The 25,433-nt window shown below is 63.5% G+C and carries 20 protein-coding genes and 2 tRNA genes; 11 read left to right on the forward strand and 11 right to left on the reverse strand.

The genetic code is table 11. From position 1 onward, the window contains the following. Nucleotides 1–11: 11 nt before the first annotated feature. From rpiA to rnr, 5 genes are all read right to left on the reverse strand, one after another. A complete protein-coding gene (rpiA, locus tag JYK05_RS07420; protein WP_206466526.1) occupies nucleotides 12–698 on the reverse strand; it encodes a ribose-5-phosphate isomerase RpiA in 687 nt (228 codons plus the stop codon). A 79-nt stretch (nucleotides 699–777) separates the two neighbouring features. After that, the gene (locus tag JYK05_RS07425) at nucleotides 778–1,173 is read right to left on the reverse strand and encodes a SirB2 family protein (RefSeq protein ID WP_206466527.1); all 396 of its coding nucleotides are present in this window, start codon (nucleotides 1,171–1,173) and stop codon (nucleotides 778–780) included. A gap of 24 nt (nucleotides 1,174–1,197) precedes the next feature. Continuing rightward, a complete protein-coding gene (locus tag JYK05_RS07430; protein WP_206466528.1) occupies nucleotides 1,198–2,022 on the reverse strand; it encodes an N-acetylmuramoyl-L-alanine amidase in 825 nt (274 codons plus the stop codon). Between the two features lie 10 nt (nucleotides 2,023–2,032). Further along, on the reverse strand, nucleotides 2,033–2,776 hold the full coding sequence (rlmB, locus tag JYK05_RS07435) for a 23S rRNA (guanosine(2251)-2'-O)-methyltransferase RlmB (RefSeq protein WP_206466529.1): 744 nt from the start codon (nucleotides 2,774–2,776) through the stop codon (nucleotides 2,033–2,035). Between the two features lie 97 nt (nucleotides 2,777–2,873). Further along, nucleotides 2,874–5,342 carry a ribonuclease R gene (gene rnr, locus JYK05_RS07440; protein WP_206466530.1) on the reverse strand — a complete coding sequence of 823 codons (2,469 nt, stop codon included), beginning with the start codon at nucleotides 5,340–5,342 and terminating at the stop codon, nucleotides 2,874–2,876. 255 nt (nucleotides 5,343–5,597) lie between these two features. Here rnr and JYK05_RS07445 point away from each other — a divergent pair. The 7 genes from JYK05_RS07445 (at nucleotide 5,598) to JYK05_RS07475 (ending at nucleotide 10,269) form a co-directional block, all read left to right on the forward strand. After that, nucleotides 5,598–5,684 (forward strand) — tRNA-Leu (locus JYK05_RS07445). A gap of 135 nt (nucleotides 5,685–5,819) precedes the next feature. Beyond that, nucleotides 5,820–5,906: transfer RNA gene (locus JYK05_RS07450), tRNA-Leu, on the forward strand. 291 nt (nucleotides 5,907–6,197) lie between these two features. Beyond that, on the forward strand, nucleotides 6,198–7,418 hold the full coding sequence (locus tag JYK05_RS07455; protein WP_206466531.1) for an MFS transporter: 1,221 nt from the start codon (nucleotides 6,198–6,200) through the stop codon (nucleotides 7,416–7,418). A 142-nt stretch (nucleotides 7,419–7,560) separates the two neighbouring features. Next, nucleotides 7,561–8,442, forward strand: a complete 882-nt coding sequence (locus JYK05_RS07460) for a DUF1571 domain-containing protein (RefSeq protein WP_206466532.1) — start codon at nucleotides 7,561–7,563, stop codon at nucleotides 8,440–8,442. A gap of 170 nt (nucleotides 8,443–8,612) precedes the next feature. Next, on the forward strand, nucleotides 8,613–8,852 hold the full coding sequence (locus JYK05_RS07465; RefSeq protein WP_206466533.1) for a hypothetical protein: 240 nt from the start codon (nucleotides 8,613–8,615) through the stop codon (nucleotides 8,850–8,852). A gap of 70 nt (nucleotides 8,853–8,922) precedes the next feature. Next, entirely contained in the window at nucleotides 8,923–9,711 is a 789-nt protein-coding gene (surE, locus tag JYK05_RS07470) for a 5'/3'-nucleotidase SurE (RefSeq protein ID WP_206466534.1), read from the forward strand. A gap of 108 nt (nucleotides 9,712–9,819) precedes the next feature. Next, complete coding sequence (locus JYK05_RS07475; RefSeq protein ID WP_206466535.1) at nucleotides 9,820–10,269, forward strand: DUF2147 domain-containing protein; 450 nt, start codon at nucleotides 9,820–9,822, stop codon at nucleotides 10,267–10,269. A 76-nt stretch (nucleotides 10,270–10,345) separates the two neighbouring features. On the opposite strand, the gene JYK05_RS07480 is transcribed toward JYK05_RS07475, so the two are convergent. The 6 genes from JYK05_RS07480 to typA form a co-directional block, all read right to left on the reverse strand. After that, complete coding sequence (locus JYK05_RS07480; protein ID WP_175940490.1) at nucleotides 10,346–10,762, reverse strand: transposase; 417 nt, start codon at nucleotides 10,760–10,762, stop codon at nucleotides 10,346–10,348. Between the two features lie 147 nt (nucleotides 10,763–10,909). Continuing rightward, nucleotides 10,910–12,007: a cell division protein ZapE gene (zapE, locus tag JYK05_RS07485; protein WP_175940491.1), complete on the reverse strand. Its 1,098-nt coding sequence runs from the start codon at nucleotides 12,005–12,007 to the stop codon at nucleotides 10,910–10,912. Nucleotides 12,008–12,092: 85 nt separating this feature from the next. Continuing rightward, the gene (lpdA, locus tag JYK05_RS07490; protein WP_206466536.1) at nucleotides 12,093–13,523 is read right to left on the reverse strand and encodes a dihydrolipoyl dehydrogenase; all 1,431 of its coding nucleotides are present in this window, start codon (nucleotides 13,521–13,523) and stop codon (nucleotides 12,093–12,095) included. A gap of 87 nt (nucleotides 13,524–13,610) precedes the next feature. Next, entirely contained in the window at nucleotides 13,611–14,924 is a 1,314-nt protein-coding gene (gene odhB, locus JYK05_RS07495; RefSeq protein ID WP_206466537.1) for a 2-oxoglutarate dehydrogenase complex dihydrolipoyllysine-residue succinyltransferase, read from the reverse strand. A gap of 82 nt (nucleotides 14,925–15,006) precedes the next feature. Beyond that, complete coding sequence (locus JYK05_RS07500) at nucleotides 15,007–17,868, reverse strand: 2-oxoglutarate dehydrogenase E1 component (RefSeq protein WP_206466538.1); 2,862 nt, start codon at nucleotides 17,866–17,868, stop codon at nucleotides 15,007–15,009. A gap of 355 nt (nucleotides 17,869–18,223) precedes the next feature. Then, a complete protein-coding gene (typA, locus tag JYK05_RS07505; protein ID WP_175940495.1) occupies nucleotides 18,224–20,047 on the reverse strand; it encodes a translational GTPase TypA in 1,824 nt (607 codons plus the stop codon). A gap of 325 nt (nucleotides 20,048–20,372) precedes the next feature. Here typA and JYK05_RS07510 point away from each other — a divergent pair, with 325 nt between their 5' ends. The 4 genes from JYK05_RS07510 (at nucleotide 20,373) to JYK05_RS07525 (ending at nucleotide 25,382) form a co-directional block, all read left to right on the forward strand. Beyond that, nucleotides 20,373–20,885, forward strand: a complete 513-nt coding sequence (locus JYK05_RS07510) for a MarR family winged helix-turn-helix transcriptional regulator (RefSeq protein WP_175940496.1) — start codon at nucleotides 20,373–20,375, stop codon at nucleotides 20,883–20,885. Between the two features lie 86 nt (nucleotides 20,886–20,971). Continuing rightward, nucleotides 20,972–22,495, forward strand: a complete 1,524-nt coding sequence (locus tag JYK05_RS07515) for an efflux transporter outer membrane subunit (protein ID WP_175940497.1) — start codon at nucleotides 20,972–20,974, stop codon at nucleotides 22,493–22,495. A 52-nt stretch (nucleotides 22,496–22,547) separates the two neighbouring features. After that, nucleotides 22,548–23,798, forward strand: coding sequence for an HlyD family secretion protein (locus JYK05_RS07520; protein WP_175940498.1), 1,251 nt, complete (start codon nucleotides 22,548–22,550; stop codon nucleotides 23,796–23,798). Nucleotides 23,799–23,822: 24 nt separating this feature from the next. Next, entirely contained in the window at nucleotides 23,823–25,382 is a 1,560-nt protein-coding gene (locus JYK05_RS07525) for a DHA2 family efflux MFS transporter permease subunit (protein WP_175940499.1), read from the forward strand. Nucleotides 25,383–25,433: the final 51 nt, after the last annotated feature.

The following is a 25,433-nucleotide window of genomic DNA, read 5'->3' on the forward strand; positions in this document are numbered from 1 at the left end:
GGCGACGCGCTTCAGTAGTCGATACGCTCGACGCCCTGCTCCGTGCCGAGCAGGCACACGTCCGCTCCGCGCGCCGCGAAAAGACCCACCGTCACCACGCCCGGCCACGCGTTGATTTGCGCTTCGAGTCCGCGCGGGTCCGTGATGGAGAGGCCCTTCACGTCGATGATCTCGTTGCCGTTGTCGGTGATGAACGGCATGCCGTCCTGCATCACGCGCACGATGGGCACGCCGCCGAGCGCGGCGATCTTGCGACCGATCGCGGTGCGCGCCATCGGCACGACTTCGATGGGCAGCGGGAACGTGCCCATCACGTCGACGCGCTTGCTCGCATCCGCGATGCACACGAACACCTCGGCCACCGACGCCACGATCTTCTCGCGCGTGAGCGCCCCGCCGCCGCCTTTTATCATCGCGCCGCTCGCGTCGATTTCGTCGGCGCCGTCGACGTAGACCGGCAGCGTGTCCACGTCGTTCAGGTCGAACACCTTGAAGCCGTGCGATTCGAGCCGCGCGGTCGTCGCGAGCGAACTCGATACCGCCCCGCGATAACGCGCTTTCGAGGCGGCCAGCGCGTCGATGAAGCAATTGGCCGTCGATCCGGTGCCGACGCCGATGATCGAGCCTTCGGGCACGTGCGCGTTCACATAGTCGGCCGCGGCCTGGCCGACGCGCTGCTTGAGTTCGTCCTGAGTCATGGAAATGGTGCTGCGCGTGAGGGGAAAACGCGATTTTATCGGAGCGCGCGCCGCCTTCCCGCGCTTTTTGAGCATGCGGTCAGAGGATGCCGTGCAGGAATCCGAGCGGATCGTGCGTGCGCGCGACGGACGCGATAAACGCGAAGACGATGATCGCCAGCACGCCGAAGACGGCGCGCGCGCCCTTCGTCCGGCCGCGCTTGAGCGCGAAGGTGCCGAGCACGATGTAGACGACGAGGCCCGCGATCTTCGCGCCCAGCCACGCCGCGTTCGGCCCAAAGCCGATGATCGCGACGAGTGCAATCGCGCTCGCGAGCAGGAGCGTATCGACGATATGCGGCACGATCTTGCTCGCACGGGCGGTGAGAAGGCGCGAGTCCGTCAGCATCCAGATCCAGCGCACAACGAAGCCCGCGATGCTCAGGCCCGCGCAGGTCATATGGAGCGCGCGCAGCGGCAGAAAATAGTCGCCCATTTCTTCTTTTGTCTAACGCAACGGTCAGGGGAAGTACTTGTCCAGCAAGGCCTGCGCGATGGCGTCTGTTTGCGCATCGGCGTCGCCTGCGTAGTCCGACGGCCGGAAGTGCATCTGGAACGCGCCGAAGACGCGGCGCGTCTTCTCGTCGAGCATGCCGTCGGTGGCGACGTCGTAGCCGTAGCGCTTGAGCTTTTCCTGCAACGCGCGCACGTCGCACGGCGCTTTGGGATCGCGGCCGGCGAGATGCGCGGCGACGGCGGCATCGTCGGGCCATGCGCCGATGCCCGCCTCGTACAGCGTGCGCCACGGAAAGAGCGGACCGGGATCGATCTTGCGCTGCGGAGCGATGTCGCTATGGCCGACCACGCGCGTCGGCGGAATGCCGTAACGCTCGACGATGTCGCGCGAAAGCTTCACGAGCGCATCGACCTGCGCGGGCGGATACGGCTGCCAGGTGCGGCCGGCGGGGGTATCGATCGGTCCGAGGTTCACGTTCTCGATGCCGATCGACGACGCGTTAAGCTCCGTCGCGCCCTGCCAGTAGCTCTGGCCGGCATGCCACGCGCGCTTCTCTTCGGGCACGAGCTGATAGACGACCGGCTCGCCGTTCTCGATGCGCGGCGCGTCGGGCACGACGTAGTGGACGCTGACCTCATCGCCCGTGAGGACGGCGAGCGAGCGCGCTTCGTCGATTTCCGTGTAGTGCATGACGAGGAAACGCACGCGCGAATCGGCGTTTTTCGCGTGGTGTTGCGTGTCGGCGATGTAGGTGCCGCGGTTTTGCATGGTGGGGGTGCAGGCGGTAACGAAAGCGCAGGCGAGCGCGAGACAGACGAGGCGAAGCATGCGAAACACCTTACTTCTTCACCATCCTCTGCCGCACCGCCTCGAACAGGCACACGCCGCTCGCCACCGACACGTTCAGGCTCTCCACCGCGCCCGCCATCGGAATATGCATGATCTCGTCGCACGTCTCGCGCGTGAGGCGGCGCATGCCCTCGCCTTCCGCGCCCACGACGATCGCCACCGCGCCGTCGAGCTTCGTCTCATAGACGCTCGCCGTCGCTTCGCCCGCCGTGCCGATCACCCAGACGCCGGCATCCTTCAGTTCGCGCAGCGCGCGCGCCAGATTCGTCACCGTGATGTACGGCACGCTTTCGGCCGCGCCGCTCGCCACTTTCGCGGCGGTCGCGTTGAGGCCCGCCGAACGATCGCGCGGCGCGATGACCGCATGCGCGCCCGCCGCGTCCGCGACGCGCAGGCATGCGCCGAGATTATGCGGGTCGGTGACGCCATCGAGCACGAGCAGCAAGGGCGTTCCCGAGATGCCGTCGAGCAGTTCGGCGAGGTTCTGCGCGAGCGGCAAGTCGTGCGCGCGGGCCACGACGCCCTGATGCTGGATATTGCCCGCGAGGCCCCACAAACGCCCTTCGTCGGCGGCGATCAGACGCACGCCCGCGTCCTTCGCGGCACGCAGGAAGTCCTGCATGCGGCGGTCCTTGCGCGTGGGGTCGTACAACACTTCCTCGATAGACGAGGCATCCGCCCGCACGCGCGCCGTCACCGCGTGGAAACCGTAAAGAACCTTGAGACGTGACATGACTGATTCGAACCTTCGTGATAACCATGAAAAGCACGACGCGGCCCGGTGCAAAGCGCACCGGACCGCGCGTATTCGTTGACGCGATGAGCGTCGGCTAGCGTTTCTTGCGCGCCGGCCGCCCCTGCGCCGACGACTTCGACGCCGAGTTGGACGTCCCTCCGCGTTTCTTCGCCGCGCCGCCGCGCGCCGCCGGCGACGCGCCCTTCTTCGTGCCGCCGCGCTGACGCGTGCTTGCCGCATCGTCGTTCAGCGGACGAATGCGCGGACCCGTTGCGCCATTGGCGCCCGAGGCGCCGTGATCGGCCGCGCCCGACGACGAACGCGGCGACGGCTTCACCGGCGTATCGCGCACCAGACGGAAGTCGATCTTGCGCGCATCGAGATCGACGCGGCCCACCTGCACGCGCACGCGATCGAACATGCGATAGCGGATACCGGTGCGCTCGCCGCGCAGCTCGTTCTTGATCTCGTCGTACTGGAAGTAGTCCGAGCCGAGTTCCGTCACATGCACGAGCCCTTCGATAAAGAGCGAATCGAGTTGCACGAAGATGCCGAAGGACGTCACGCCGTTCACCATGCCGCCGTATTCCTCGCCCAGCTTGTCGCGCATGAAATAGCACTTGAGCCAGGCTTCGACGTCGCGTGACGCTTCGTCGGCGCGACGCTCGTTCGACGAGCAATGCAGGCCGAGTTCTTCCCACACCGCGACGCTGTTGCGCGACCGGCTGCGCGCGCTGTCGTCGGCCAGTTGCATTTCGCGCGCGGCTTTCGTCAAGCCCGTGCTCAGCGAAACGTCGTGGCCAATATCCGGCACGTATTTCTTGCCCTGCAGAATCGCGTAAATGGCGCGATGCGTGAGCAGGTCGGGATAGCGGCGAATCGGGCTCGTGAAGTGGGCGTACGCCTCGTACGCGAGCCCGAAGTGACCGATGTTGTCCGGGCTGTAGACGGCCTGCTGCATCGAGCGCAGGACCATTGACTGAAGCATCTGCGCATCGGGCCGGTCGCGGATTTGCGCTATCAGCGCCGCATAGTCGCTCGCGTGGGGCTTGTCGCCGCCCGTCAGCGTCAGGCCGACGCCGCGCAGAAACTGCCGCAGGTTTTCGAGCTTTTCCTCCGTCGGCCCCGCATGCACGCGGTATAGGCCCGGATGCTTGTTGCGCTTCAGAAAGTCCGCCGCGCAGACGTTGGCCGCGAGCATGCACTCTTCGATCAGCCGATGCGCGTCGTTGCGATGACGCGGCAGAATCTGCTCGATCTTGCCCTGCGAGTTCACGACGATGTACGTCTCGGTCGTGTCGAAGTCGATCGCGCCGCGCTTCTGCCGTGCCGCGTGCAGCGCCTTGAAGACGCCATACAGATTCTGCAACTGCGGCACCAGTTCCGCGCGCCGCGCGGCTTCCGGGCCCTTGGTGTTGGCGAGCACGGCCGCGACTTCGGTGTACGTGAGACGCGCCGCCGAGTGCATCACGCCCGGATAGAACTGATACGCCTTGATCTCGCCGCGCGCCGTGATGATCATGTCGCACACGAGCACGCAGCGGTCGACGTCCGGATTCAGCGAGCACAGCCCGTTCGAGAGCTTCTCGGGCAGCATCGGGATCACGCGCCGCGGGAAGTACACCGACGTGCTGCGGTCCAGCGCGTCGACATCGAGCGGCTCGTTCGGACGCACGTAATGCGACACGTCGGCGATCGCCACGAGCAGACGGAAGCCTTGTCCGCGGCCGACGGCGACGGGCTCGCAATATACGGCGTCGTCGAAGTCGCGAGCGTCTTCGCCGTCGATCGTGACGAGCGGCACGTCGCGCAGATCTACGCGATGCCGGATGTCAACCGGCCGCACTTCGTCGGGGAGCTTCGCGGCCGCGGCGAGCGCGGCGTCGCTGAACTGATGCGGCACGCCGTACTTGCGCACCGCGATCTCGATTTCCATGCCGGGATCGTCGATGTCGCCGATCACTTCGACCACGCGCCCGAGCGGCTGCGAATGGCGGCTCGGAAAGTCCGTCAGATCGACGGACACGACCTGCCCGACTTTCGCCTTCTTCGGGTTCTGCGTGATGAGAATGTCGTGGCCGATGCGCTTGTCTTCCGGCACGAGAATCAGCGCGCCGTTTTCATTCACGAGCCGCCCGATGATGCGCTTGTTCGCGCGGTCGGTGACTTCGACGATATGGCCTTCGGGCCGCCCGCGCCGGTCGTAGCCGACGATGCGCGCGAGCACGCGGTCGTTGTGCATGACCTTCTGCATCTCGCCGTTGGGCAGGAAGAGATCGTCCTGGCCGTCATCGCGGATCAGAAAACCGAAGCCGTCGCGATGACCCTGCACGCGCCCCGCGACGAAGTTCGACGGATGCGTGAGCTGATAATGGCCGCGCTTGTCGAGCCGGATTTGCCCGTCGCGTTCCATGGCCGCCAGTCGCTTGAAAAATCCTTCGCGCTCCTGGCGCTTGATCGACAGGGCCTCGGCGATGTCGTTCGCGGAGTGAGGCGTTTCGCTCGTGCGCAGCACGCCGAGAATCTCTTCGCGGCTGGGAATCGGATACGGATATTTGCTCAAGGGCTTAATAGAGTTCTTCTCGTTGGACTGGACTTTCGCCGTGTTTTGCCGTTAGTCGAGCGGCAATCGTTGAAATCATTCTAACACTGCCTATTGTGGACTCCGGCTGCCAGGCCGGCGCTCGCGCCTTACACGTAAGCAAACCGCAGCCCTGACGTGAGCCGCGTCGAAATGCTTGACAGCGGTTCCCGAGTCGCTATAATGGCGTTCTTTGCTGCTGAACGCACGCAAAGAAACACGCAGTAACGCACCCTTGCCCAGGTGGCGGAATTGGTAGACGCACTAGGTTCAGGTCCTAGCGGTGGCAACACCGTGGAGGTTCGAGTCCTCTCTTGGGCACCAGATGTCAGGAAACGCCACCTTCGGGTGGCGTTTTCTTTTTATGCGGAGACCGTGCTTTTCGGCTCCTGCCGGTCGTGAAGCGCAGTTGACACGGCTCGGCTTCCCGCTAAAATAGCGGGCTCGCTGTACCCCTTGGCCCAGGTGGCGGAATTGGTAGACGCACTAGGTTCAGGTCCTAGCGGTGGCAACACCGTGGAGGTTCGAGTCCTCTCCTGGGCACCAAGGTCCCTTTCTCGCGAAGAGCCCCACGCATATGCACGTGGGGCTTTTTGTTTTCTGCGCGCGATTTTTCTGCTTATTTAGCGGCTTCGATTTGCTTTCGTTTTTATTCGACGTATGACTCGGAGCAAAGCGAAATGAATGGATCGGCCGCGTTATCGTCTTCTCTCCATTAGTAACGATCAGCACGCTCTTGAACGGCGGCGTACACTCGTCCTGCCCGCGTGGCCGCATGACCGCCGCGTGCAATCGCATTGCATATCATCGATCAATACTGATACGGAGACCCAGGCGATGAGTTGGACGCGAGAACAAAGAAACGTAACGATTGCCGCTTATCTCGGCTGGACGCTGGACGCATTCGATTTTTTCCTGATGGTTTTCGTCCTGAAGGATATTGCCGCGGAATTCAACACGAAGATTCCCGAAGTCGCCTTTGCCATTACGCTCACGCTCGCCATGCGCCCTATCGGCGCGCTGATATTCGGCCGGCTCGCGGACAAGTTCGGCCGCCGTCCGACGCTGATGGTCAATATCGCGTGTTATTCGTTGCTGGAGTTACTATCCGGCCTCTCGCCCAACCTGACGACGCTTCTCATCTTGCGCTCGCTTTTCGGCATCGCGATGGGCGGTGAATGGGGCGTCGGCTCTGCGCTGACGATGGAAACCGTGCCGCCCAAGGCGCGCGGCTTCGTGTCCGGCTTGCTGCAAGCCGGTTATCCGAGCGGTTATCTGCTGGCGTCGATCGTATTCGGCGTGCTGTATCAGTTCGTCGGCTGGCGCGGCATGTTTTTTGTCGGCGTCGCGCCCGCGCTGCTGGTGCTTTATGTCCGTGCGCATGTGCCGGAATCTCCCGCGTGGCGTGCGATGGAAAAACGCGCGCGCCCCGGCTTGCTCGCGACGCTCAAGCAGAACTGGACGCTTTCTCTCTACGCGATCATCTTGATGACCGCATTCAATTTCTTCTCGCACGGCACGCAGGATCTTTATCCGACGTTTCTGCGCGAACAGCATCACTTCGATCCGCATACCGTGTCCATCATTACCATCGTGCTGAATATCGGCGCGATTGTCGGGGGATTGTTTTTCGGGTCGTTGTCTGAGCGAATCGGGCGGCGTGTGACCATTTTTATCGCGGCACTGATTGCGTTGCCGGTGCTTTATCTGTGGGCGTTTTCGGTAACTCCGGTTGCGCTGGCGATCGGCGCGTTTCTGATGCAAATATCGGTGCAAGGCGCGTGGGGCGTGATTCCGGTGCATTTGAACGAGATATCACCCGATGAGATTCGCGCCACTTTTCCTGGGCTCGTGTATCAACTCGGCAATTTGCTGGCCGCAATCAATGCGACGATGCAGGCGTCGATTGCCACTTCGCATGGAAACAACTACGGCATGGCGATGGCGATCGTCGCGGGTACGGTTGCGGTGGTGATCGCGGCGTTGATTTTCTTTAGCCGGGAGCGCAGGGGGATCGATATGACCCGGTCGGCGGAGGAAGTGGGGGCGACGGGATAGGGCTTGGGGCCTAGGTAGTGGGCGTCCGGCGAACCTGTTGGACGCCTCGCCCGACGACTCCCGCTTGCGCTCGAAGGAAGAATCCTTGCAGCTCCCCGTTTACACCTGACCACTCCGGCACCGTCAAACGGGAAGACAAGTCATGACGCAAGCGCACGTCCGTCGCCTCCTCCACTCGACGCTCGCGTGCGCGCTCTCAGCGGCGATTACCACTAGCCCGGCCCCCGCCCGAGCGACTCCGCAGCTGGCGGTCAACGAAATCGCCAGCCAGACTGCCTATCGACAAGCCCAATGGCTCGCACGCGCCGCCGCCGACGGCAAGCTCGCGCGCCTCACAGACGACGAACTCGTCGCCCTCTTTCGCTCACTCGATCCCGCGACGCTGCCGCGCTACCTGCGCGACGGCTTGGTCCGCTATGCGTCGTGCGAATTCACGATCCTTCGACGCGAGCGCATCGGCGGAAAATGGCCGAAGCGGCCCGACCACATGCTCGTGCGCGTCACGCGCGAGCCGCTGCGCATCTACGCCAGATGGCTGCCGGATGGCGCCCATGCGGGCCAAGAAGTCATCTACGACGAGTCCAAGCGCCCCGACGAGCTATACGGCCATCTCGGCGGCGTGCTCGGTGTCGTGCCGATGTGGACATCGCTGAACGGACCACTCGCCCGCGCGCAATCGAACCATTCGATCCGCGAGCTCGGCATCGATGCCGTGACGCAGCGTTTCATCGGCGAAGGCAGGAAGTTCGCCGACGCCGGCATCACCCAGCCGTCGGATATCGCGGTGTCGACCGTTAATGGCGTGCGCGTCGTCGCGTTGACCTATGTCGCGCCGGCCGGGCAACCCGACTTCTATGCGAAGCGCGAAGTGATCGACCTCGATCTCGAAGCGCCGCTCATTCGCGCGGTCGAATCCTTCGACAACGACGGCACAGTGTTCGAAAGCGTCGTCTTCGAACACATCGAGCCGAAGTCGTTCGACGGCCTGACATTCGATCCACGCAACCCCGACTACCGCTTCTGAAGCGCGCGCCGACGGCGTGACATACGCTGTAACACGCGCCTCGCTGCCGACGCGCAGCGTTTAAGTCTCGCCTAAGTTTCGGCCGATACGCTTGCCGCACTTCATCATCGACATCCACGACGCCGCTCTGTCCGCGGCGCGAATCGTCATGTAAACCAAGGAGTTCGCGCATGAACCTCCGCTCTGCTTCGGCTCCCGTGCGAGCCATCAAACGGCTCTTGAGTCATCACGAAATCGCCACGCTGCTCTTGCTGATGCACGCGCCGATCGACGCGATGGCCGCACCGCCCGATGTGACCTCGCTGCAGGAGTACGGCTACGTCGAAATCGTCTCGCCGGGCGCGGACGGCCCCAAGGTGCGCCTCACCGAAGACGGCAACGCCGTTCTGCGCGGCTTGGGCGTCAAGTAAGCGCCCGTCTGCCCGTCGCGATCTCTGTAATAATCGGTCGACCTGTTAACCGACCGAGGAGTGATTCGCGATGCCCGCCATGGAACCCATCGTCCAACGTGTGCTGCTGACCAACGACGACGGCATCGACGCGCCCGGCCTGGCCGTGCTCGAAGCTGTCGCCGCAGAGCTTGCGCACGAAGTCTGGGTCGTCGCGCCCGAGCACGATCAGAGCGGCACTTCGCACTCCATCAGCCTGCATTCGCCGCTGCGCATTTCGCGTCAGGGCGAGCGGCGCTTCGGCGTTCAGGGCACGCCCGGCGATTGCGTCGTGATGGCCGCGCGGCATCTCATGAAAGATGCGCCGCCGACGCTCGTGTTGTCGGGCATCAATCGCGGCGCGAACCTCGGCGTCGAGACGATGTTCTCGGGCACCGTCGGCGCGGCGATGACGGGCCTTCTGCTCGGCCTGCCGTCCATTGCGCTCAGTCAGACGTTCTCCGACCGTGAGAGCGTGCGCTGGGATACGGCGCGAGCGCTCGCGCCCGGCGTGATCCGTCAGTTGCTGGCCATCTCGCACGACGCGCCGACCTGTCTTAATGTCAACTTCCCGGACTGCGATGCATCCGCGGCGGGTCCGCTCACGGTGACGCGGCAAGGCGTCGGGCTCGTGGAAGGCATCGACGTGGTCGATGAGACCGATCCGCGCGGCATCGACTACTTCTGGCTGAGATTCCAGCGCGGTCAGCGCAAGAACGCGCCCGACAGCGAGACCGCCGTGGTCGCGAGCAAGCGCATCTCGGTGACGCCGCTGCATTTCGATCGCACCGATTCGCGCACGTTCGCCACGCTCGAAGCCGGTCTGCGCGGCGGCGCGTGAGCCTAGAGCCTTTCCTCCCAGACGCCACGGACGGTTTCTCGTATCCTGCGTCGGCAACGCGCCCGGCAACGGCTTCGGGCGCCACGATCACAAAAACAAGGAGGCACTATGAAGCACTTCGTCCGCATCGCGGCTGGCGCGCTTATCGCGATGTCGGCGGCGGGCGCGTTCGCGCAGGCGTCGTCGCCCGCGGGTACCTGGCAAACCATCGATGACGCCACCGGCAAGCCGAAGGCGATCATCCAGATCATCGACGACGGTAGCGGGCAGCTCTCCGGCAAGGTGGTACGCGGCATTGGCGAATTCGATCATCCGGACCGGCGCTGCACCGCGTGCACCGACGACCGGAAGGATCAACTGGTCAAAGGCATGACCATCATCACGGGCATGAAGCCAAACGGCGATACGTGGGAAGGCGGCCAGATTCTGGACCCGGAAAACGGCAAGCTGTACAAGTGCAAGATGAAGCTGGAAGACGGCGGTCAGAAGCTGGTGGTGCGCGGTTATATCGGCGTGTCGCTGCTCGGGCGCTCGCAAACGTGGGTGCGGCAGCAGTAGCACTTCTTGATCTGCAAAGAAAAACGGGCGGAAGACTGAGTGTCTTCCGCCCGTTTCTTTTGGTTCAGCGCGCAGTTCAGGCAGCGTGACGAACCGCCTCGTCGTCCTGCGGCGAGCGCGCCGCCGCGATGGCGCGCATCGGCTCCAAGGCTTGCGCTGTCACAACAGGCAATTCGGCCGGCACGCGCATGCGCGACGTCATGAGCCCGTACAGCGATTCACCGGCTGGGCCGAAGAGCTGCGTCATCACGCGCAGCAGCACGCCCGATTCATGCCACGCCTTGAAGCGCCGATGGCACGTCTGATACGACGGGTATTTGCGCGGCAGCGTGGACCACGACGCGCCGCTATACATGACCCACAGCACGCCGTTGAGCACGGCACGCGTGTTGGCCAGAGGACGGCCGCGCAACTCCGAGCGCGGACGCAATTCCGGAAGCAGCGGCGCGACCATCTGCCATTCTTCGTCGGACATATCGCGGTAGGGTTTCACGGCATTCTCTCCAATTAACTGCTGATTAATTGGCAGAACGATACCGAGTGCCCTTCAACCGGCAAATCAGAGAGGTCCTAATCTTGAAAAACCGGCGAAAGCCTTATGCCGTTTGGCTAGACGCCTGTTTTTGATTCTCGTATTAGCTCACGTAAGCGAAATGTTCGCGAGCCGCCGCGGCGCCTCCAGATACTCTTGCGACTGCATTTCGACGATGCGCGACACCGTGCGCGCGAACTCGTTCGCCATCGGCCCTTCCACGTACAAGTCCTCCGCCGGCACCGCCGCCGACATCAGCAGCTTCACCTTGTGGTCGTAGAAAACATCGATTAGCCACGTAAAGCGGCGCGCTTCCGACGCCATGCGCGGCGACATCTGCGGCACGTCCGACAGGATGACCGCGTGGAAGCGGTTCGCGATCTCCAGATAGTCGTTCTGCGAGCGCGGGCCGCCGCAAAGCGTCGCGAAGTCGAACCACACTACGCCATCCGCTTTGCGCAGCGCCTTGATCTCGCGCTTTTCGATATGCAGGATCGGGCTTTCGTCAGGAACGGCGGCGAGCTTCGCGTAATCCGCGCGCAGCGCCTTGTCCGCCGCCGCGCCGAGCGGCGTGTGGTACGCCTGCACTTGCGACAGCGTGCGCTTTCGATAATCGGTGCCCGCGTCGACATTGAGCACGTCGAGATTCTTCTTGAGCAACTCGATGGCGGGCAGCAACCGGTCGCGGTGCAAGCCTTCCGGATATAGCGTGTCCGGCTGGTAGTTGGACGTCATCACGAACTGCACGCCGTTGTTGAATAAACGGTCCAGCAGCCGATACAGGATCATCGCGTCGGCGATATCCGAGACGTGAAATTCGTCGAAGCAGATCAGCCGGTAACGCTTCGCGATGCGCCGCGCCAGTTCGTCGAGCGGATCGGCCTGGCCCTTCAGTTCCTCCAGTTCCCGATGCACTTCGCGCATGAACTCGTGAAAATGCAGGCGCGTTTTGCGCTGCACCGGCACGACGGCATAGAAGCTGTCCATCAGAAAACTCTTGCCGCGCCCGACGCCGCCCCACATATACACACCGCGCGGCAGTTCCGGATGCACGAGAAACTTCCGGATCGCGTTCGAGCGGCGCGCCTTGTACGCGACCCATTCTTCGTAGCAGCGTTGCAGGCGCGCGACCGCCGCCAGCTGCGCCTCGTCAGACTGGTAGCCCCGCGTGCGCAGTTCGTTTTCGTAGTATTCGGTGACGTTCATCTTCTGCCGCTCGATGTGACAAAGGCGAGCGGTTTGATCCGCTCGCCTTCGTGTGCGATGCCTGCTGTTGCCCGAAGTCGAGCGATTACATATTCAGCGCGCGCTTGTCGACGGCGAGCGCCGCTTCGCGCATCACTTCAGATAGCGAAGGATGCGGATGGCAAATGCGGCCGATGTCTTCCGACGCCGCCTTGAACTCCATCGCGACGACCGCTTCCGCGATCAGATCCGACGCGTCCGCTGCGATGACATGCACGCCGAGAATCTCGTCGGTCTTCGCGTCCGCGATCATCTTGACGAAGCCTTCCGCCCGGCCGATGCCCAGCGCGCGGCCATTGGCCATCATCGGGAACTGACCGGTCTTGATCTCGCGGCCTTCGGCCTTGAGCTGCTGCTCGGTCTTGCCGACCCACGCGATTTCGGGCTCCGTGTAGATGACCCACGGCACGCAGTTGTAGTCGATATGCGGCTTTTGACCGTCGATGATTTCCGCCACTGCCACGCCTTCGTCTTCCGCCTTGTGCGCGAGCATCGGGCCGCGCACGACGTCGCCGATAGCGTACACGCCCGGCACGCTCGTCGCGCAGTGATCGTCCACGTCGATGAAGCCGCGCTCGTTCGCCTTCAGGCCGATGCTTTCCAGACCGAGGTTATCGGTGTTCGGCACGCGTCCGACGGAGACGATCAGGCGGTCCGCTTCCAGCGTTTGCGCGTTGCCCTGATTGTCCGTGTACGCAATCGACACGCCGTTGCCGGTCGTCTTCACTTCGCCGATCTTCACGCCGAGGTGAATGTCGAGACCTTGCTTCTTGAACTGCTTGGCGGCTTCCTTCGCGAGCGAATCATCCGCTGCGGCGAGAAACTGCGGCAGCGCTTCGAGCACCGTCACTTCGGCACCCAGACGACGCCACACCGAGCCGAGTTCCAGACCGATCACGCCCGCGCCGATCACGGCGAGCTTCTTCGGCACCGAGTCGAACGAGAGCGCGCCTTCGTTGTCGGCGATCAGCTTGTTGTCGACCGGAATGCCCGGCAGATGACGCGCCTTCGAGCCCGTCGCGATGATCACGTTCTTCGCCGTGACGGTTTCCGTTTCGCCTTCGCCCGACACTTCGATCTGCACGCCGGCGTCCGTCTTGCCGGTGAACTTGCCGTGACCCTTGAGCCACGTGACCTTGTTCTTGCGGAACAGGAATTCGATGCCCTTCGTCATCTTTTCGACGATGCCGTCTTTGCGCGCCAGCATCTTCGACACATCGAGCTTCACGTCCGACACGCTGATGCCGTGATCCGCCAGATGCTTCGACGTATTTTCGAATTCTTCGGAGGACGCGAGCAGCGCCTTCGACGGAATGCAGCCCACGTTCAGGCAGGTGCCGCCGAGCTTCAGCGCGCCTGCCGGGTTCTTCCACTTCTCGATACACGCAACCGTCTTGCCGAGTTGCGCTGCGCGAATCGCCGCGATATAGCCGCCCGGGCCCGCGCCGATCACGACGACATCAAATTCCTTGGACATGACTTTCCTTGAGTAGACCCCGCTCTTGCGGAGACGCCTTCGAGCGGTGCGCGCGAGCCTATCGCGCGCACCGAAGGCACGGTGTTCTTACAGGTCCAGCAGCAGACGGGCCGGATCTTCCAGCGCGTCCTTCATGGCGACGAGCGACAGCACGGCTTCGCGGCCGTCGATGATGCGGTGGTCGTACGACAGCGCGAGGTAGTTCATCGGGCGGATCACGATCTGGCCGTTTTCGACCACAGCGCGTTCCTTCGTCGCGTGCACGCCGAGAATGGCGGACTGCGGCGGGTTGATGATCGGCGTCGAGAGCATGGAGCCGAACACGCCGCCATTCGAGATGGAGAACGTGCCGCCGGTCATTTCTTCGATCGACAGCTTGCCGTCGCGCGCCTTCGCGCCGAATTCGGCAATCTTCTTCTCGATGTCGGCGAGGCTCATCTGATCCGCGTTGCGCAGAATCGGCACCACCAGACCGCGCGGCGAACCGACCGCGATACCGATGTCGAAGTAGCCGTGATAAACGATGTCGTTACCGTCGATCGACGCGTTCACCAGCGGGAACTTCTTCAGCGCGTGCACGGCGGCCTTCACGAAGAACGACATGAAGCCGAGCTTCACGCCGTGTTCCTTCTCGAAGCGGTCCTTGTACTTGTTGCGCAGGTCCATGACCGGCGCCATGTTGACTTCGTTGAACGTCGTCAGAATGGCGTTGGTTTGCTGCGATTCGAGCAGACGCTCGGCGATACGCGCGCGCAGACGCGACATCGGCACGCGCTGTTCCGGGCGATCCTTCAGCCACTGGTCAGCCGATGCGGGCGCGTTGACTTGCGGCAGCGAAGGCTTCGCCGCCTTCGCGGGCGCAGCAGCCGGTGCCGGTGCCTTCGCGGCGGCGGGCGCACCGGCTTGCGCGGCGAGCGCGTCGCCCTTCGTGATACGGCCGTCGCGGCCCGAGCCCGACACCTGGTCGGCGGACACGCCCTTCTCGGCCAGAATCTTCGTCGCGGCGGGCGATGCCGCGCCGCCCGTGACCGAACCGCCGGTCGCCGAGGCGGTGGCTTGCGCGGTCGCCGACGACGACGCCACGGCCGGCTCGGCTTGCGGCGCGGGCTTCACTTCGGCGTCGCCAGCGGCTGCGGCTGCGGGCGCTTCGCCTGCTTTCGCTTCCGTGTCGATCTTCGCGATGATCTCGTCAGCGGTGACGATATCGCCGTCATGCTTGATGACCTGCGCGAGCACGCCAGCCGACGGCGCGGGCACTTCGAGCACCACCTTGTCGGTTTCGATTTCGATCAGGATTTCGTCCTGGGCGACTGCCTCGCCCGGCTTCTTCTTCCATTGCAGCATGGTGGCTTCCGAGACCGACTCGGAAAGCTGGGGAACCTTGACTTCTACGATAGTCATTTCTGTATTGTCCTAATGCGTTCTGTGTGTACGAGCGTCGGAACCGGCGCGCTTGCCGCGCGCCGGTCCGATCAGGCAACGATTACTTCGCGATGGTCTGCGCACCCTTCAGGCGGCCGAACGCGCCTTCAACCAGCGCCTTCTGCTGCTCGTAGTGCTTCGCGTAGTAGCCGACCGCAGGCGAGGCGGAAGCGGGACGGCCGCTATAGGCCAGCTTCATCCCTTCCTTCATGCCTTCACGCAGATGGTGCTCGATGTAGAACCAGGCACCCTGGTTCTGCGGCTCGTCCTGCACCCAGACCACTTCGGTCGCGTTTTCGTACTTCTTGAGTTCCGCGTCGAACTGCTTGTGCGCGAACGGATACAACTGCTCGATACGCACGATGGCGATGTCGTTCGCCTTCGCTTCGCGGCGATGCGCGACGAGGTCGTAGTACACGCGGCCCGAGCAGCAGATCACGCGCTTGACCTTCTTCGCGTCGATGCTTTCGTCCACTTCGCCGATGACCGGCTGGAACGAGCCCTTCGCCAGTTCCGACAGGTCCGACACCGCTTCCTTGTGACGCAGCAGCGACTTCGGCGTGGCGATGATGAGCGGCTTGCGGAACAGGCGGATCATCTGACGGCGCAGCAGATGGAAGATCTGCGCCGGCGTCGTCGGCTGAACCACTTGCATGTTGTGGTCCGCGCACAGTTGCAGGAAACGCTCGATGCGCGCCGACGAGTGCTCCGGACCCTGGCCTTCGTAGCCGTGCGGCAGCATCATCGTGAGGCCGGAGACGCGGCCCCACTTCACTTCGCCCGACGAGATGAACTGGTCGATCACCACTTGCGCGCCGTTCACGAAGTCGCCGAACTGCGCTTCCCACGCGACGAACGTGTTCGGTTCGGCGGTCGAATAGCCGTACTCGAAGCCGAGCACCGCCTCTTCCGACAGCACCGAGTCGATGACCGTGAACTTCGCCTGGTTGTCCGCGATGTTCTGCAGCGGAATGTACGTGCCGTCGTTCCAGCGTTCACGGTTCTGATCGTGCAGCACCGCGTGGCGGTGCGTGAACGTGCCGCGGCCGGAGTCCTGGCCCGTCAGACGCACGGCATAGCCGGATGCCACCAGCGACGCGAACGCGAGATGCTCGCCCATGCCCCAGTCGAGCTTCGCTTCGCCACGGCCCATCGCGCGACGATCGTTGATCACGCGCTCGACGAGCGGATGCAGCTTGAAGTTCTCCGGAATCGTCGTGATGCGCTCAGCGAGACGCTTCAGTTCGGCGAGCGGCACGGCGGTGTCGGCGGCGTCGGTCCACTTGCGGTTCAGGAACGGCACCCAGTCGACCGCGTACTTGCTCTTGTAGTTCGAGAGCACCGGGTCGATGGTGTGATGGCCTTCGTCCATCGCCTGACGGTACGCCTTCACGTAGTTGTCGGCGTCTTCGGCGGTGATCACGCCTTGCTGCACCAGCTTCTCGGCATACAGCGCGCGCGTGCCGGGATGCTTCGCGATGGTCTTGTACATCAGCGGCTGCGTGACCGCCGGCGTGTCCTGCTCGTTGTGGCCGAGCTTGCGGAAGCAGACGATGTCCACCACCACGTCCTTGTGGAACTTCATGCGGAAGTCGATCGCGAGCTGCGTGGCGAGTACGACCGCTTCGGGATCGTCGCCGTTCACGTGCAGCACCGGCGCCTCGATCATCTTGACGACGTCCGAGCAGTACAGCGTCGAGCGCGAATCGCGCGGGTCCGACGTCGTGAAACCGATCTGGTTGTTGATGACGATATGCAGCGTGCCGTGCGTGCCGTAGCCGCGCGTTTGCGCGAGGTTCAGCGTTTCCATCACGACGCCCTGGCCCGCGAAGGCCGCGTCGCCGTGAATCTGCACCGGCAGGACTTGCAGGCCTTCTTCATCGCCGCGGCGATCCATGCGCGCCTTCGCCGAGCCCTCGACCACCGGGTTGACGATTTCCAGGTGCGACGGGTTGAACGCGAGCGACAGGTGAACCGGGCCGCCTTCCGTCGACACGTCCGACGAGAAACCCTTGTGGTACTTCACGTCGCCGGCCGGCAGGTCGTCCACGTGCTTGCCTTCGAATTCGGCGAAGAGGTCCGCCGGCATCTTGCCGAGCGTGTTGACCAGCACGTTCAGACGGCCACGGTGCGCCATGCCGATGACGATTTCCTGCACGCCGTTCTTGCCCGCGTGACGCACGACTTCGTCCATCGACGCGATGAAGCTCTCGCCGCCTTCCAGCGAGAAACGCTTCTGGCCGACGTACTTGGTGTGCAGGAAACGCTCGAGGCCTTCGGCGGCCGTCAGGCGGTTAAGAATGTGCTTTTTCTTGTCGTTCGAGAAGTTCGGCGTCGAGCGGATGGACTCGAGACGCTCCTTCCACCAGCGCTTCTGTTCCGGATCGCTGATATACATGTACTCGGCGCCGATCGTGCCGCAGTACGTGTCACGCAATGCCTTGACGATCTCGCGCAGCGTTGCGCGCTCGAAACCGAAATACAGGTTCGTGGCGCTGAACGTCTGGTCCATGTCGGCTTCGGTGAAGTCGTAGAACGCAGGTTCGAGTTCGGGAATATGCGGACGCTCGCGGCGCTTGAGCGGATCGAGGTTGGCCCATTGCGAGCCGAGGAAGCGATACGCGCCGATGAGGGACTGAACGTAGACTTGCTTTCGCGCGGTAGCGAGATCTTCGGTGGCGCCTTCGCGCTGAACGAAGCCGTTGGACTTCGCGCGCTGGGCAAACGACTCGACGATCGGGCCGTGGGCCACGTCGTTGTGGTTCGTGCCGTCCGACGCGGGCACGTTCTGCAACGCGTCGAAATAGGCTCGCCAGGTCTCGGGCACTGACGCGGGATTATCGAGATATGCCTCGTACAACTCTTCGACGTACGGAGCATTACCGCCGAACAGATAAGAGTTCGACTGGAATTGCTTCATCATTTTACGCTCACCTTTCTTCGAGTTTCTCGAGGAAGTGCGGGTTACAAAACCTTCCGCGACACGGCCTGACCGTTTAGCGGATTGCGCGAATCAAGTCTGCTTGGAAGGACCTAAAAAGCGACAGCTAATCCGAATAGCATAGCACACATGCATTCGTCATATGACCGGACGTCGCACCGTTGCGTACGCATTCGCCCTTCTGCAACGGGCATGTGCGGGCGTTTCCGGTCGATGCAAGAGCGACAGTCATGCGTCATTGTCGGCCTCGGTTGGCGATTCTTTAATGCATGCGGCCAAGCATCGAATGCAAAAAGCCGCCCGAAGGCGGCTTTTTGACGGCAACGTCGGAGACGATTTACTCCGCCGATTCGCGGCTCGCGCGACGACGCTCGTGCTCTTTCAGATGACGCTTGCGCAGGCGAATGGACTGCGGCGTCACTTCGACGAGTTCGTCGTCGTCGATAAATTCGACCGCGTATTCCAGCGAAAGCTGGATCGGCGGCACGAGGCGCACGGCTTCGTCGGTGCCCGAGGCACGCACGTTGGTCAGCTGCTTGCCCTTGATCGGATTCACGACGAGGTCGTTGTCGCGGCTGTGAATGCCGATGATCATGCCTTCATAGAGCGCATCGCCCGGCGACACGAACATGCGGCCGCGATCCTGCAGCTTCCACAGCGCGTAGGCGACAGCCGCGCCGTCGTCCTGCGAGATCAGTACGCCGTTGCGGCGCTCGCCAACCGAGCCTTCCTTGACGGGCGCATACGAATCGAACGTATGGCTCATCAGGCCCGTGCCGCGCGTAAGCGTCAGGAACTCGCTCTGGAAGCCGATCAGACCGCGCGCCGAAATCTTGTATTCGAGGCGCGTGCGGCCGCGGCCGTCGGACGTCATGTCGAGCATTTCGCCCTTGCGACGGCCGAGCTCTTCCATCACGCCACCCTGATGCTGGTCTTCGATATCGACCGTCAGGTTTTCATACGGCTCGCACTTCACGCCGTCGATTTCCTGCAGCACGACGCGCGGACGCGACACGGCAAGCTCGTAGCCTTCACGGCGCATGTTCTCGACGAGAATCGTCAGATGCAGTTCGCCGCGACCCGAGACTTCGAACGTGGTTTCGTCGCCGGTATCTTTCACGCGCAGCGCGACGTTGTGGTTCAGCTCCTTCGTGAGGCGGTCGCGAATCTGGCGGCTCGTCACGAACTTGCCTTCCTTGCCCGCGAGCGGCGACGAGTTCACGAGGAAGTTCATCGTGAGCGTCGGCTCGTCGACGGTGATCATCGGCAGCGCCTCGGGATTTTCCGGCGAGCAGATGGTCACGCCGATGCCGATCTCCTCGATGCCGTTGATCAGCACGATATCGCCGGCCTGCGCTTCCTCGACTTGCACGCGCTCCAGGCCGTGGAACGACAGCACCTGATTGATCTTGCGGTTGAGGATCGCGCCGTCCGGACCCGAGCGCACCGCGACCTGCATGCCGGGGCGAATGCGCCCGCGCGCGATGCGGCCCACGCCGATACGGCCGACGTACGTGTTGTAGTCGAGCGAGGTGATCTGAAGCTGCAGCGGGCCGTCCGGATCGGCCGGGCGCACCGGCACGTGTTCGAGGATGGCTTCGAAGAGCGGACGCATGGTGCCTTCGCGCGTGTCCGGATCGAGGCTCGCGTAGCCGTTCAGGCCCGACGCGTAGACGACCGGAAAGTCGAGCTGTTCTTCGGTGGCGCCGAGCTTGTCGAAAAGATCGAACGTCTGGTTGATCACCCAGTCGATGCGCGCGCCCGGACGGTCCACCTTGTTGATCACGACGATCGGCTTGAGACCGAGCGCCAGCGCTTTCTTCGTGACAAAGCGCGTTTGCGGCATCGGGCCTTCGACGGCATCGACGAGCAGCAGCACGGAATCGACCATCGACAGCACGCGCTCCACTTCGCCGCCGAAGTCGGCGTGTCCCGGCGTGTCGACGATATTGATGTGCGTGCCTTCGTATTCGACCGCGCAGTTCTTCGCGAGAATCGTGATGCCGCGTTCCTTTTCGATGTCGTTCGAGTCCATGACGCGCTCGGCGACTTGTTGATTTTCCCGGAACGTGCCCGACTGACGGAGCAACTGGTCGACGAGCGTGGTCTTGCCGTGGTCGACGTGGGCAATGATGGCGATATTGCGGAGGGCGCGAGTCATAAGAGTATCTTGGTTGTGCGCCGTCGGAGCGAGGGCCGCCAAGCAGAACGCTCAATGGCTGATGGCTCGGCAGACCCTCGGATAAGCGTCACGTCACGCTTTCGATTTGCGTGACTGCTGTGTGACTGCCTGGAATGACTCTTCGGGCCCGGCGCGGTGAGAACCGAAAATTATAGCACGCGCACGTGTCAGCATCGAGCTGCGTCTACAAAGCACTGCGCTCCCGCGCCGATTGTTAAGCATTCTCAGAAAAGACTGTTGCAGAGGCGGATTGACGCCCCTATAATCCTGCCTAGTCAACTATTGCACTCGCACAAAATTTTTCATGAGCGACGCTCCGAAACCCACGGCGATCGACAACTACGTGTTGAGCGAAAGCGTCGGCTATTTGCTGAGCCGCGTGCGCTCGACGCTGTGGAACATGGTGACGCAGCACACCACGTCCGAACTCGGCATCACGAGCACGCAGGCGAGCATCGTCTTCATGCTGGCGGTCGGCAAGTGCCTGACGGCGGCGGATATAGCGCGGGAATACGGCATTGACGCGAGCGCGGTCACGCGCCTCATCGACCGTCTGGAAAAGCGCGGCCTGCTCTCGCGGGTGCGCAGCGAGGAAGACCGGCGCGTCGTGCGGCTCGCGCTCACAGCCGACGGCCGCGCGATGGCGGAGAAGGTGCCGGCCATCTTCACGCGTGTGCTGGATGCGTTGCTTGCGGGCTTCACGCCCGAGGAAGTCGGCTTTCTGAAGAGCATGCTCCGCCGCATTCTCGCTAATACGTGCGATCCTGCCGCGTGTCCCGCAGGCGGCAATGATAAGCCTGGTATGCCATTGCGCTGACAAGCAAATGGACCGGGGAATCCAGCTTGACCACCCAAGAATTGATTGCAACGTCCATCTTTAACACTCATCTCAAGAGACGAGCGATGAAACACCTTTCCTTGTCCGCGTGCAGGCCGAAAAGCGCGCTGCGCGGCGCGAAGAGCGCCGTGGCGGCCGCCGTGGCCGCGCTCGCGGTCGCCGGCTGCGCGAATTACGCGGGCATCTCGAGCGACAAGCAGATCACCACGCCCGACGCCTTGCAGTCGACTGAGAGCGTGCCGGGGCAAGGCGGCCAGTGGCCGAATCTCGACTGGGCGAAGCAGTTCGGCGATCCGCAGTTGCCGCAACTGATCGACGAAGCCGTCGCGGACAATCCGAGCATCGCGCAGGCTCAGGCGCGCATCGCGAAGGCATCGTCGTATATCGAAAGCTCGCGCTCGACGCTCTATCCGCACGTGAACGCCCAGTATTCATGGACGCGCGAGCTCTATTCGGGCAACGCGCTCTTTCCGCCGCCGTACGGCGGCACCTGGTTCAGCGAGAACAACGTGCTCGCCAGCGCGTCGTGGGACCTGGACCTGTGGGGAAAGAACCGCTCGCGGCTGAACATGGCCGTCTCGCAGCAGAAGGCAGCCGAGGCGGACATGCAGCAGGCGCGCGTGACGCTCGCGGCGTCCGTGGCGCGCACGTATAACCAGCTCGCCCTGCTCTACGCGCTGCGCGACGTCACGCAGCGGGAGATCGCCAATCGCCAGGACGTCGGCCGCATCACGAGCGGACGCGTGACCGCGGGCCTCGATACGAACGTCGAACGCCGCACGGCCGAAGGCAACGTGGCGACGAGCCAGACGAACCTGAGCGAACTCGACGGGCAGATCCAGTCGGTGCGCTATCAATTGGCGGCGCTGCTCGGCAAGGGCCCGGACCGCGGCTTGCAGATCGCCAATCCGGTGATCGATCCCAACGTCAACGTGACGCTGCCGGACAACGTGCCGGCCGACCTCATCTCGCGCCGCCCGGACATCGTCGCGGCGCGCTGGCAGGTCGAAGCGGCCACGCATGACATCGCGGAGGCGAAGGCCGAGTTCTTCCCCGACATCAATCTCGCGGCGAGTTTCGGTTTCGACGCGTTCGGCTGGAGCCGCTTCCTGATGGCGAGCAGCCGGCAGATTCAGGCGGGACCGGCCATTCACCTGCCGATCTTCGACGCCGGCGCGCTGCGCGCGCAGCTCAAAGGCCGTTACGCCGATTTCGACAATGTCGTCGCCAACTACAATCAGACGCTCGTGAACGCGCTGAACGACGTAGCGACCAACATCTCGTCGATCCGCTCGCTCGACAGGCAAATGGCCGACGCGCAACGCGCGCTCGCTGCTGCGACCAGCGCCTATCAGTTGGCGGTGATCCGCTACAAGGCCGGCCTCTCGCCGCAACTGCAAGTGCTCACGGCGGACGAAAACCGCCTCGCCAACGAGCAGACGGTGACGAACCTGCGCCTGAAGCGCTCGGATCTGCAAATCGCGCTGATTCGTTCGCTCGGCGGCGGTTTCGACGCCACGAGCACGAATCTCGCCATCGACGGCAGCGGGCAACGGCAGGCTGCAGACCAAGCCGCGCCGTCGCACTGAGCGACTCAAAAGAACACGCATCAAGACCAATACGGAATTTTCGGAGCCCTTCATGAGCGACCCTCAACAAACCGCCGCCGCGCCCGCACCGAAGCAGAGCAGTGGCAAGCGCCGCATGCTGATGACGCTGATCGTTCTCGTCATTCTCATCGCCGCCATCGCATACGGCCTGTACTACTTCCTCGTCGCCCGCTTCCACGAGTCGACGGACGACGCGTACGTCAACGGAAACGTCGTGCAGATCACGCCGCAAGTGGTCGGCACCGTGGTGTCCGTGAACGCCGACGACACGCAGACCGTGAAGGTCGGCGATCCGCTCGTCGCGCTCGATCCGGCGGATTCCAAAGTCGCGCTCGATCAGGCGGAAGCGAATCTCGCGCAGACGGTGCGGCAGGTCCGCACGTTCTTCGTCAACAACAACCAGTACGAAGCGCAAGTCGCGCTGCGCAAGTCGGACTTGTCCCGCGCGCAAGACGACCTGCGCCGCCGCCTGACGGTTGCGCAGACGGGCGCGGTGTCGCAGGAAGAAATCTCGCACGCACGCGACGCCGTGCGCAGCGCGCAGGCCGCGCTCGACGCCGCCCAGCAGGAACTGGCCTCGAACCGGTCGCTGACGGCGAACACGACTATCGCGGACCATCCGAACGTGCTCGCCGCTGCCGCCAAGGTGCGCGACTCGTACATCAACTACGCGCGCAACACGTTGCCCGCGCCGGTCACGGGCTACGTCGCGAAGCGTTCGGTGCAGGTCGGCCAGCGCGTCGCGCCGGGCAATCCGCTGATGGCCATCGTGCCGCTTAACGGCGTGTGGGTCGACGCGAACTTCAAGGAAGTGCAGCTCAAGCACATGCGCATCGGCCAGCCGGTCGAACTGACGGCCGATCTGTACGGCTCGGGCGTCGTGTTCCACGGCAAGGTCATCGGCTTCTCGGCCGGCACGGGTTCGGCGTTCTCGCTGCTGCCCGCGCAGAACGCGACCGGCAACTGGATCAAGGTCGTGCAGCGCCTGCCGGTGCGTATCGAACTCGATCCGAAGGAACTGGAGCAGCATCCGCTGCGCATCGGTTTGTCGATGAACGTCGACGTCACGATCAAGGACGAGCAAGGCGGCCAGCTGGGCAACGTGCCGAACACCGTCTATCAGACGAACGTGTTCGACAAGTACGGCGCCCAGGCCGACGCGGAAATCGCGCGCATCATCCAGCAGAACGCGGGCGGCGGCGCGGGTACGCAAGGCACGGGCTCGCCCGCGGCTTCGCGCGGCAACGCGACGAAGTCCGCGTCGGCCGCCAAGCTGATGTAAGCGGCCGCTTCGCGGAACCAACACATGTCTCAAGCTAACGTCGTCCATCCGCCGCTTTCGGGCGGCAAGCTCGTCATCGGGACGATCGCTGTGTCGCTCGCGGTGTTCATGAACGTGCTCGACACGTCGATCGCGAACGTCTCGATTCCGTCGATTTCGGGCGATCTCGGCGTCTCCTCGGACCAGGGCACGTGGGTGATCACGTCCTTCGCGGTCGCCAACGCCATTTCGGTGCCGCTCACGGGCTGGCTCACGCAGCGATTCGGACAAGTGCGCCTGTTCCTCGGCTCGATCATCCTGTTCGTGCTCGCGTCGTGGCTGTGCGGTCTCGCGCCGACGCTGCCGTTCCTGCTGGCCGCGCGCGTGCTGCAAGGCGCGGTCGCTGGCCCGATGATCCCGCTGTCGCAGACGCTGCTGCTCGCGAGCTATCCGCGTGAAAAAGCGCCGATGGCGCTCTCCATGTGGTCGATGACCACGCTCATCGCGCCGGTCGCCGGGCCGGTGCTCGGCGGGTGGATCTCCGACAACATCTCGTGGCCGTGGATCTTCTACGTGAACATCCCGGTCGGCATCGCGGCGGCGCTCGCCACGTTCGCCATCTTCCGCGACCGCGATTCCGCGATCCGCAAGGCGCCCATCGACACGGTCGGCCTCGGGCTGCTCGTGATCTGGGTCGGCTCGTTGCAGATCATGCTCGACAAGGGCAAGGACCTCGACTGGTTCAACTCGACGACCATCGTGGTGCTGGCGCTGATCGCGGTGATTTCGTTCGCGTTCTTCATCGTGTGGGAGCTGACGGCGGAGCATCCGGTCGTCGACCTGTCGCTCTTCGAACTGCGCAACTTCACGGGCGGCACCATTGCGCTGTCGATCGGTTACGGGCTGTACTTCGGCAATCTCGTGCTGCTGCCGCTGTGGCTGCAGACGGACATCGGCTACACGGCGACGAACGCCGGGCTAGTGATGGCGCCGGTCGGCGTGTTCGCCATTCTGCTTTCGCCGATCACGGGCAAGTTCCTGCCGCGCACCGACCCGCGGCGCATCGCGACGGCCGCGTTCCTCGTGTTCGCGCTCTGCTTCTGGATGCGTTCGCGCTATACGACCGGCGTCGATACGTGGACGCTAACGCTGCCGACGCTCATTCAGGGCATCGGCATGGCGGGCTTCTTCATTCCGCTCGTGTCGATCACGCTGTCGGGCTTGCCGGGGCATCGCATTCCGGCTGCGTCCGGCTTGTCGAACTTCGTGCGGATCATGTGTGGCGGCATCGGCACGTCGATCTTCTCGACGGCGTGGGAACATCGCTCGATCGTGCATCACGCGCAACTGATCGAACAGGCGAACTCGTACAACCCGACGTTCACCAATTCAATGCAACAGATGAGCACGCTCGGCATGTCGAAGGAGCAGACTTACGGGCTCTTCAACAGCATGGCGACGCAGCAGGCCGCGCAGCTCGGCGTGAACGACATGTTCTACATTTCGGCCGGGATTTTCGTGGCGCTGATCGCGCTGATCTGGATCACGCGTCCCGAGCGCTCGGGCGGCGGCGATTCGGCAGCGGCAGCATCGGCGGCGCATTGAACGGAATGCATCGGCGGAAATGAAAAAGGAGAGGCGCTGGCCTCTCCTTTT

This window comes from Caballeronia sp. M1242 (assembly GCF_017220215.1).
Taxonomy (GTDB): Bacteria; Pseudomonadota; Gammaproteobacteria; order Burkholderiales; family Burkholderiaceae; genus Caballeronia.

Bases quoted from the DNA above. Each gene is read 5' to 3' on its own strand.
- rpiA (WP_206466526.1), bottom strand. From the start codon at position 698: ATGACTCAGGACGAACTCAAGCAGCGCGTCGGCCAGGCCGCGGCCGAC.
- odhB (WP_206466537.1), bottom strand. From the start codon at position 14,924: ATGACTATCGTAGAAGTCAAGGTTCCCCAGCTTTCCGAGTCGGTCTCG.
- JYK05_RS07430 (WP_206466528.1), bottom strand. From the start codon at position 2,022: ATGCTTCGCCTCGTCTGTCTCGCGCTCGCCTGCGCTTTCGTTACCGCC.
- JYK05_RS07475 (WP_206466535.1), top strand. From the start codon at position 9,820: ATGAAGCACTTCGTCCGCATCGCGGCTGGCGCGCTTATCGCGATGTCG.
- JYK05_RS07525 (WP_175940499.1), top strand. From the start codon at position 23,823: ATGTCTCAAGCTAACGTCGTCCATCCGCCGCTTTCGGGCGGCAAGCTC.
- JYK05_RS07465 (WP_206466533.1), top strand. From the start codon at position 8,613: ATGAACCTCCGCTCTGCTTCGGCTCCCGTGCGAGCCATCAAACGGCTC.
- JYK05_RS07515 (WP_175940497.1), top strand. From the start codon at position 20,972: ATGAAACACCTTTCCTTGTCCGCGTGCAGGCCGAAAAGCGCGCTGCGC.
- lpdA (WP_206466536.1), bottom strand. From the start codon at position 13,523: ATGTCCAAGGAATTTGATGTCGTCGTGATCGGCGCGGGCCCGGGCGGC.
- zapE (WP_175940491.1), bottom strand. From the start codon at position 12,007: ATGAACGTCACCGAATACTACGAAAACGAACTGCGCACGCGGGGCTAC.
- JYK05_RS07520 (WP_175940498.1), top strand. From the start codon at position 22,548: ATGAGCGACCCTCAACAAACCGCCGCCGCGCCCGCACCGAAGCAGAGC.
- JYK05_RS07460 (WP_206466532.1), top strand. From the start codon at position 7,561: ATGACGCAAGCGCACGTCCGTCGCCTCCTCCACTCGACGCTCGCGTGC.
- JYK05_RS07455 (WP_206466531.1), top strand. From the start codon at position 6,198: ATGAGTTGGACGCGAGAACAAAGAAACGTAACGATTGCCGCTTATCTC.
- JYK05_RS07425 (WP_206466527.1), bottom strand. From the start codon at position 1,173: ATGGGCGACTATTTTCTGCCGCTGCGCGCGCTCCATATGACCTGCGCG.
- JYK05_RS07510 (WP_175940496.1), top strand. From the start codon at position 20,373: ATGAGCGACGCTCCGAAACCCACGGCGATCGACAACTACGTGTTGAGC.
- JYK05_RS07500 (WP_206466538.1), bottom strand. From the start codon at position 17,868: ATGATGAAGCAATTCCAGTCGAACTCTTATCTGTTCGGCGGTAATGCT.
- surE (WP_206466534.1), top strand. From the start codon at position 8,923: ATGCCCGCCATGGAACCCATCGTCCAACGTGTGCTGCTGACCAACGAC.
- typA (WP_175940495.1), bottom strand. From the start codon at position 20,047: ATGACTCGCGCCCTCCGCAATATCGCCATCATTGCCCACGTCGACCAC.
- rlmB (WP_206466529.1), bottom strand. From the start codon at position 2,776: ATGTCACGTCTCAAGGTTCTTTACGGTTTCCACGCGGTGACGGCGCGC.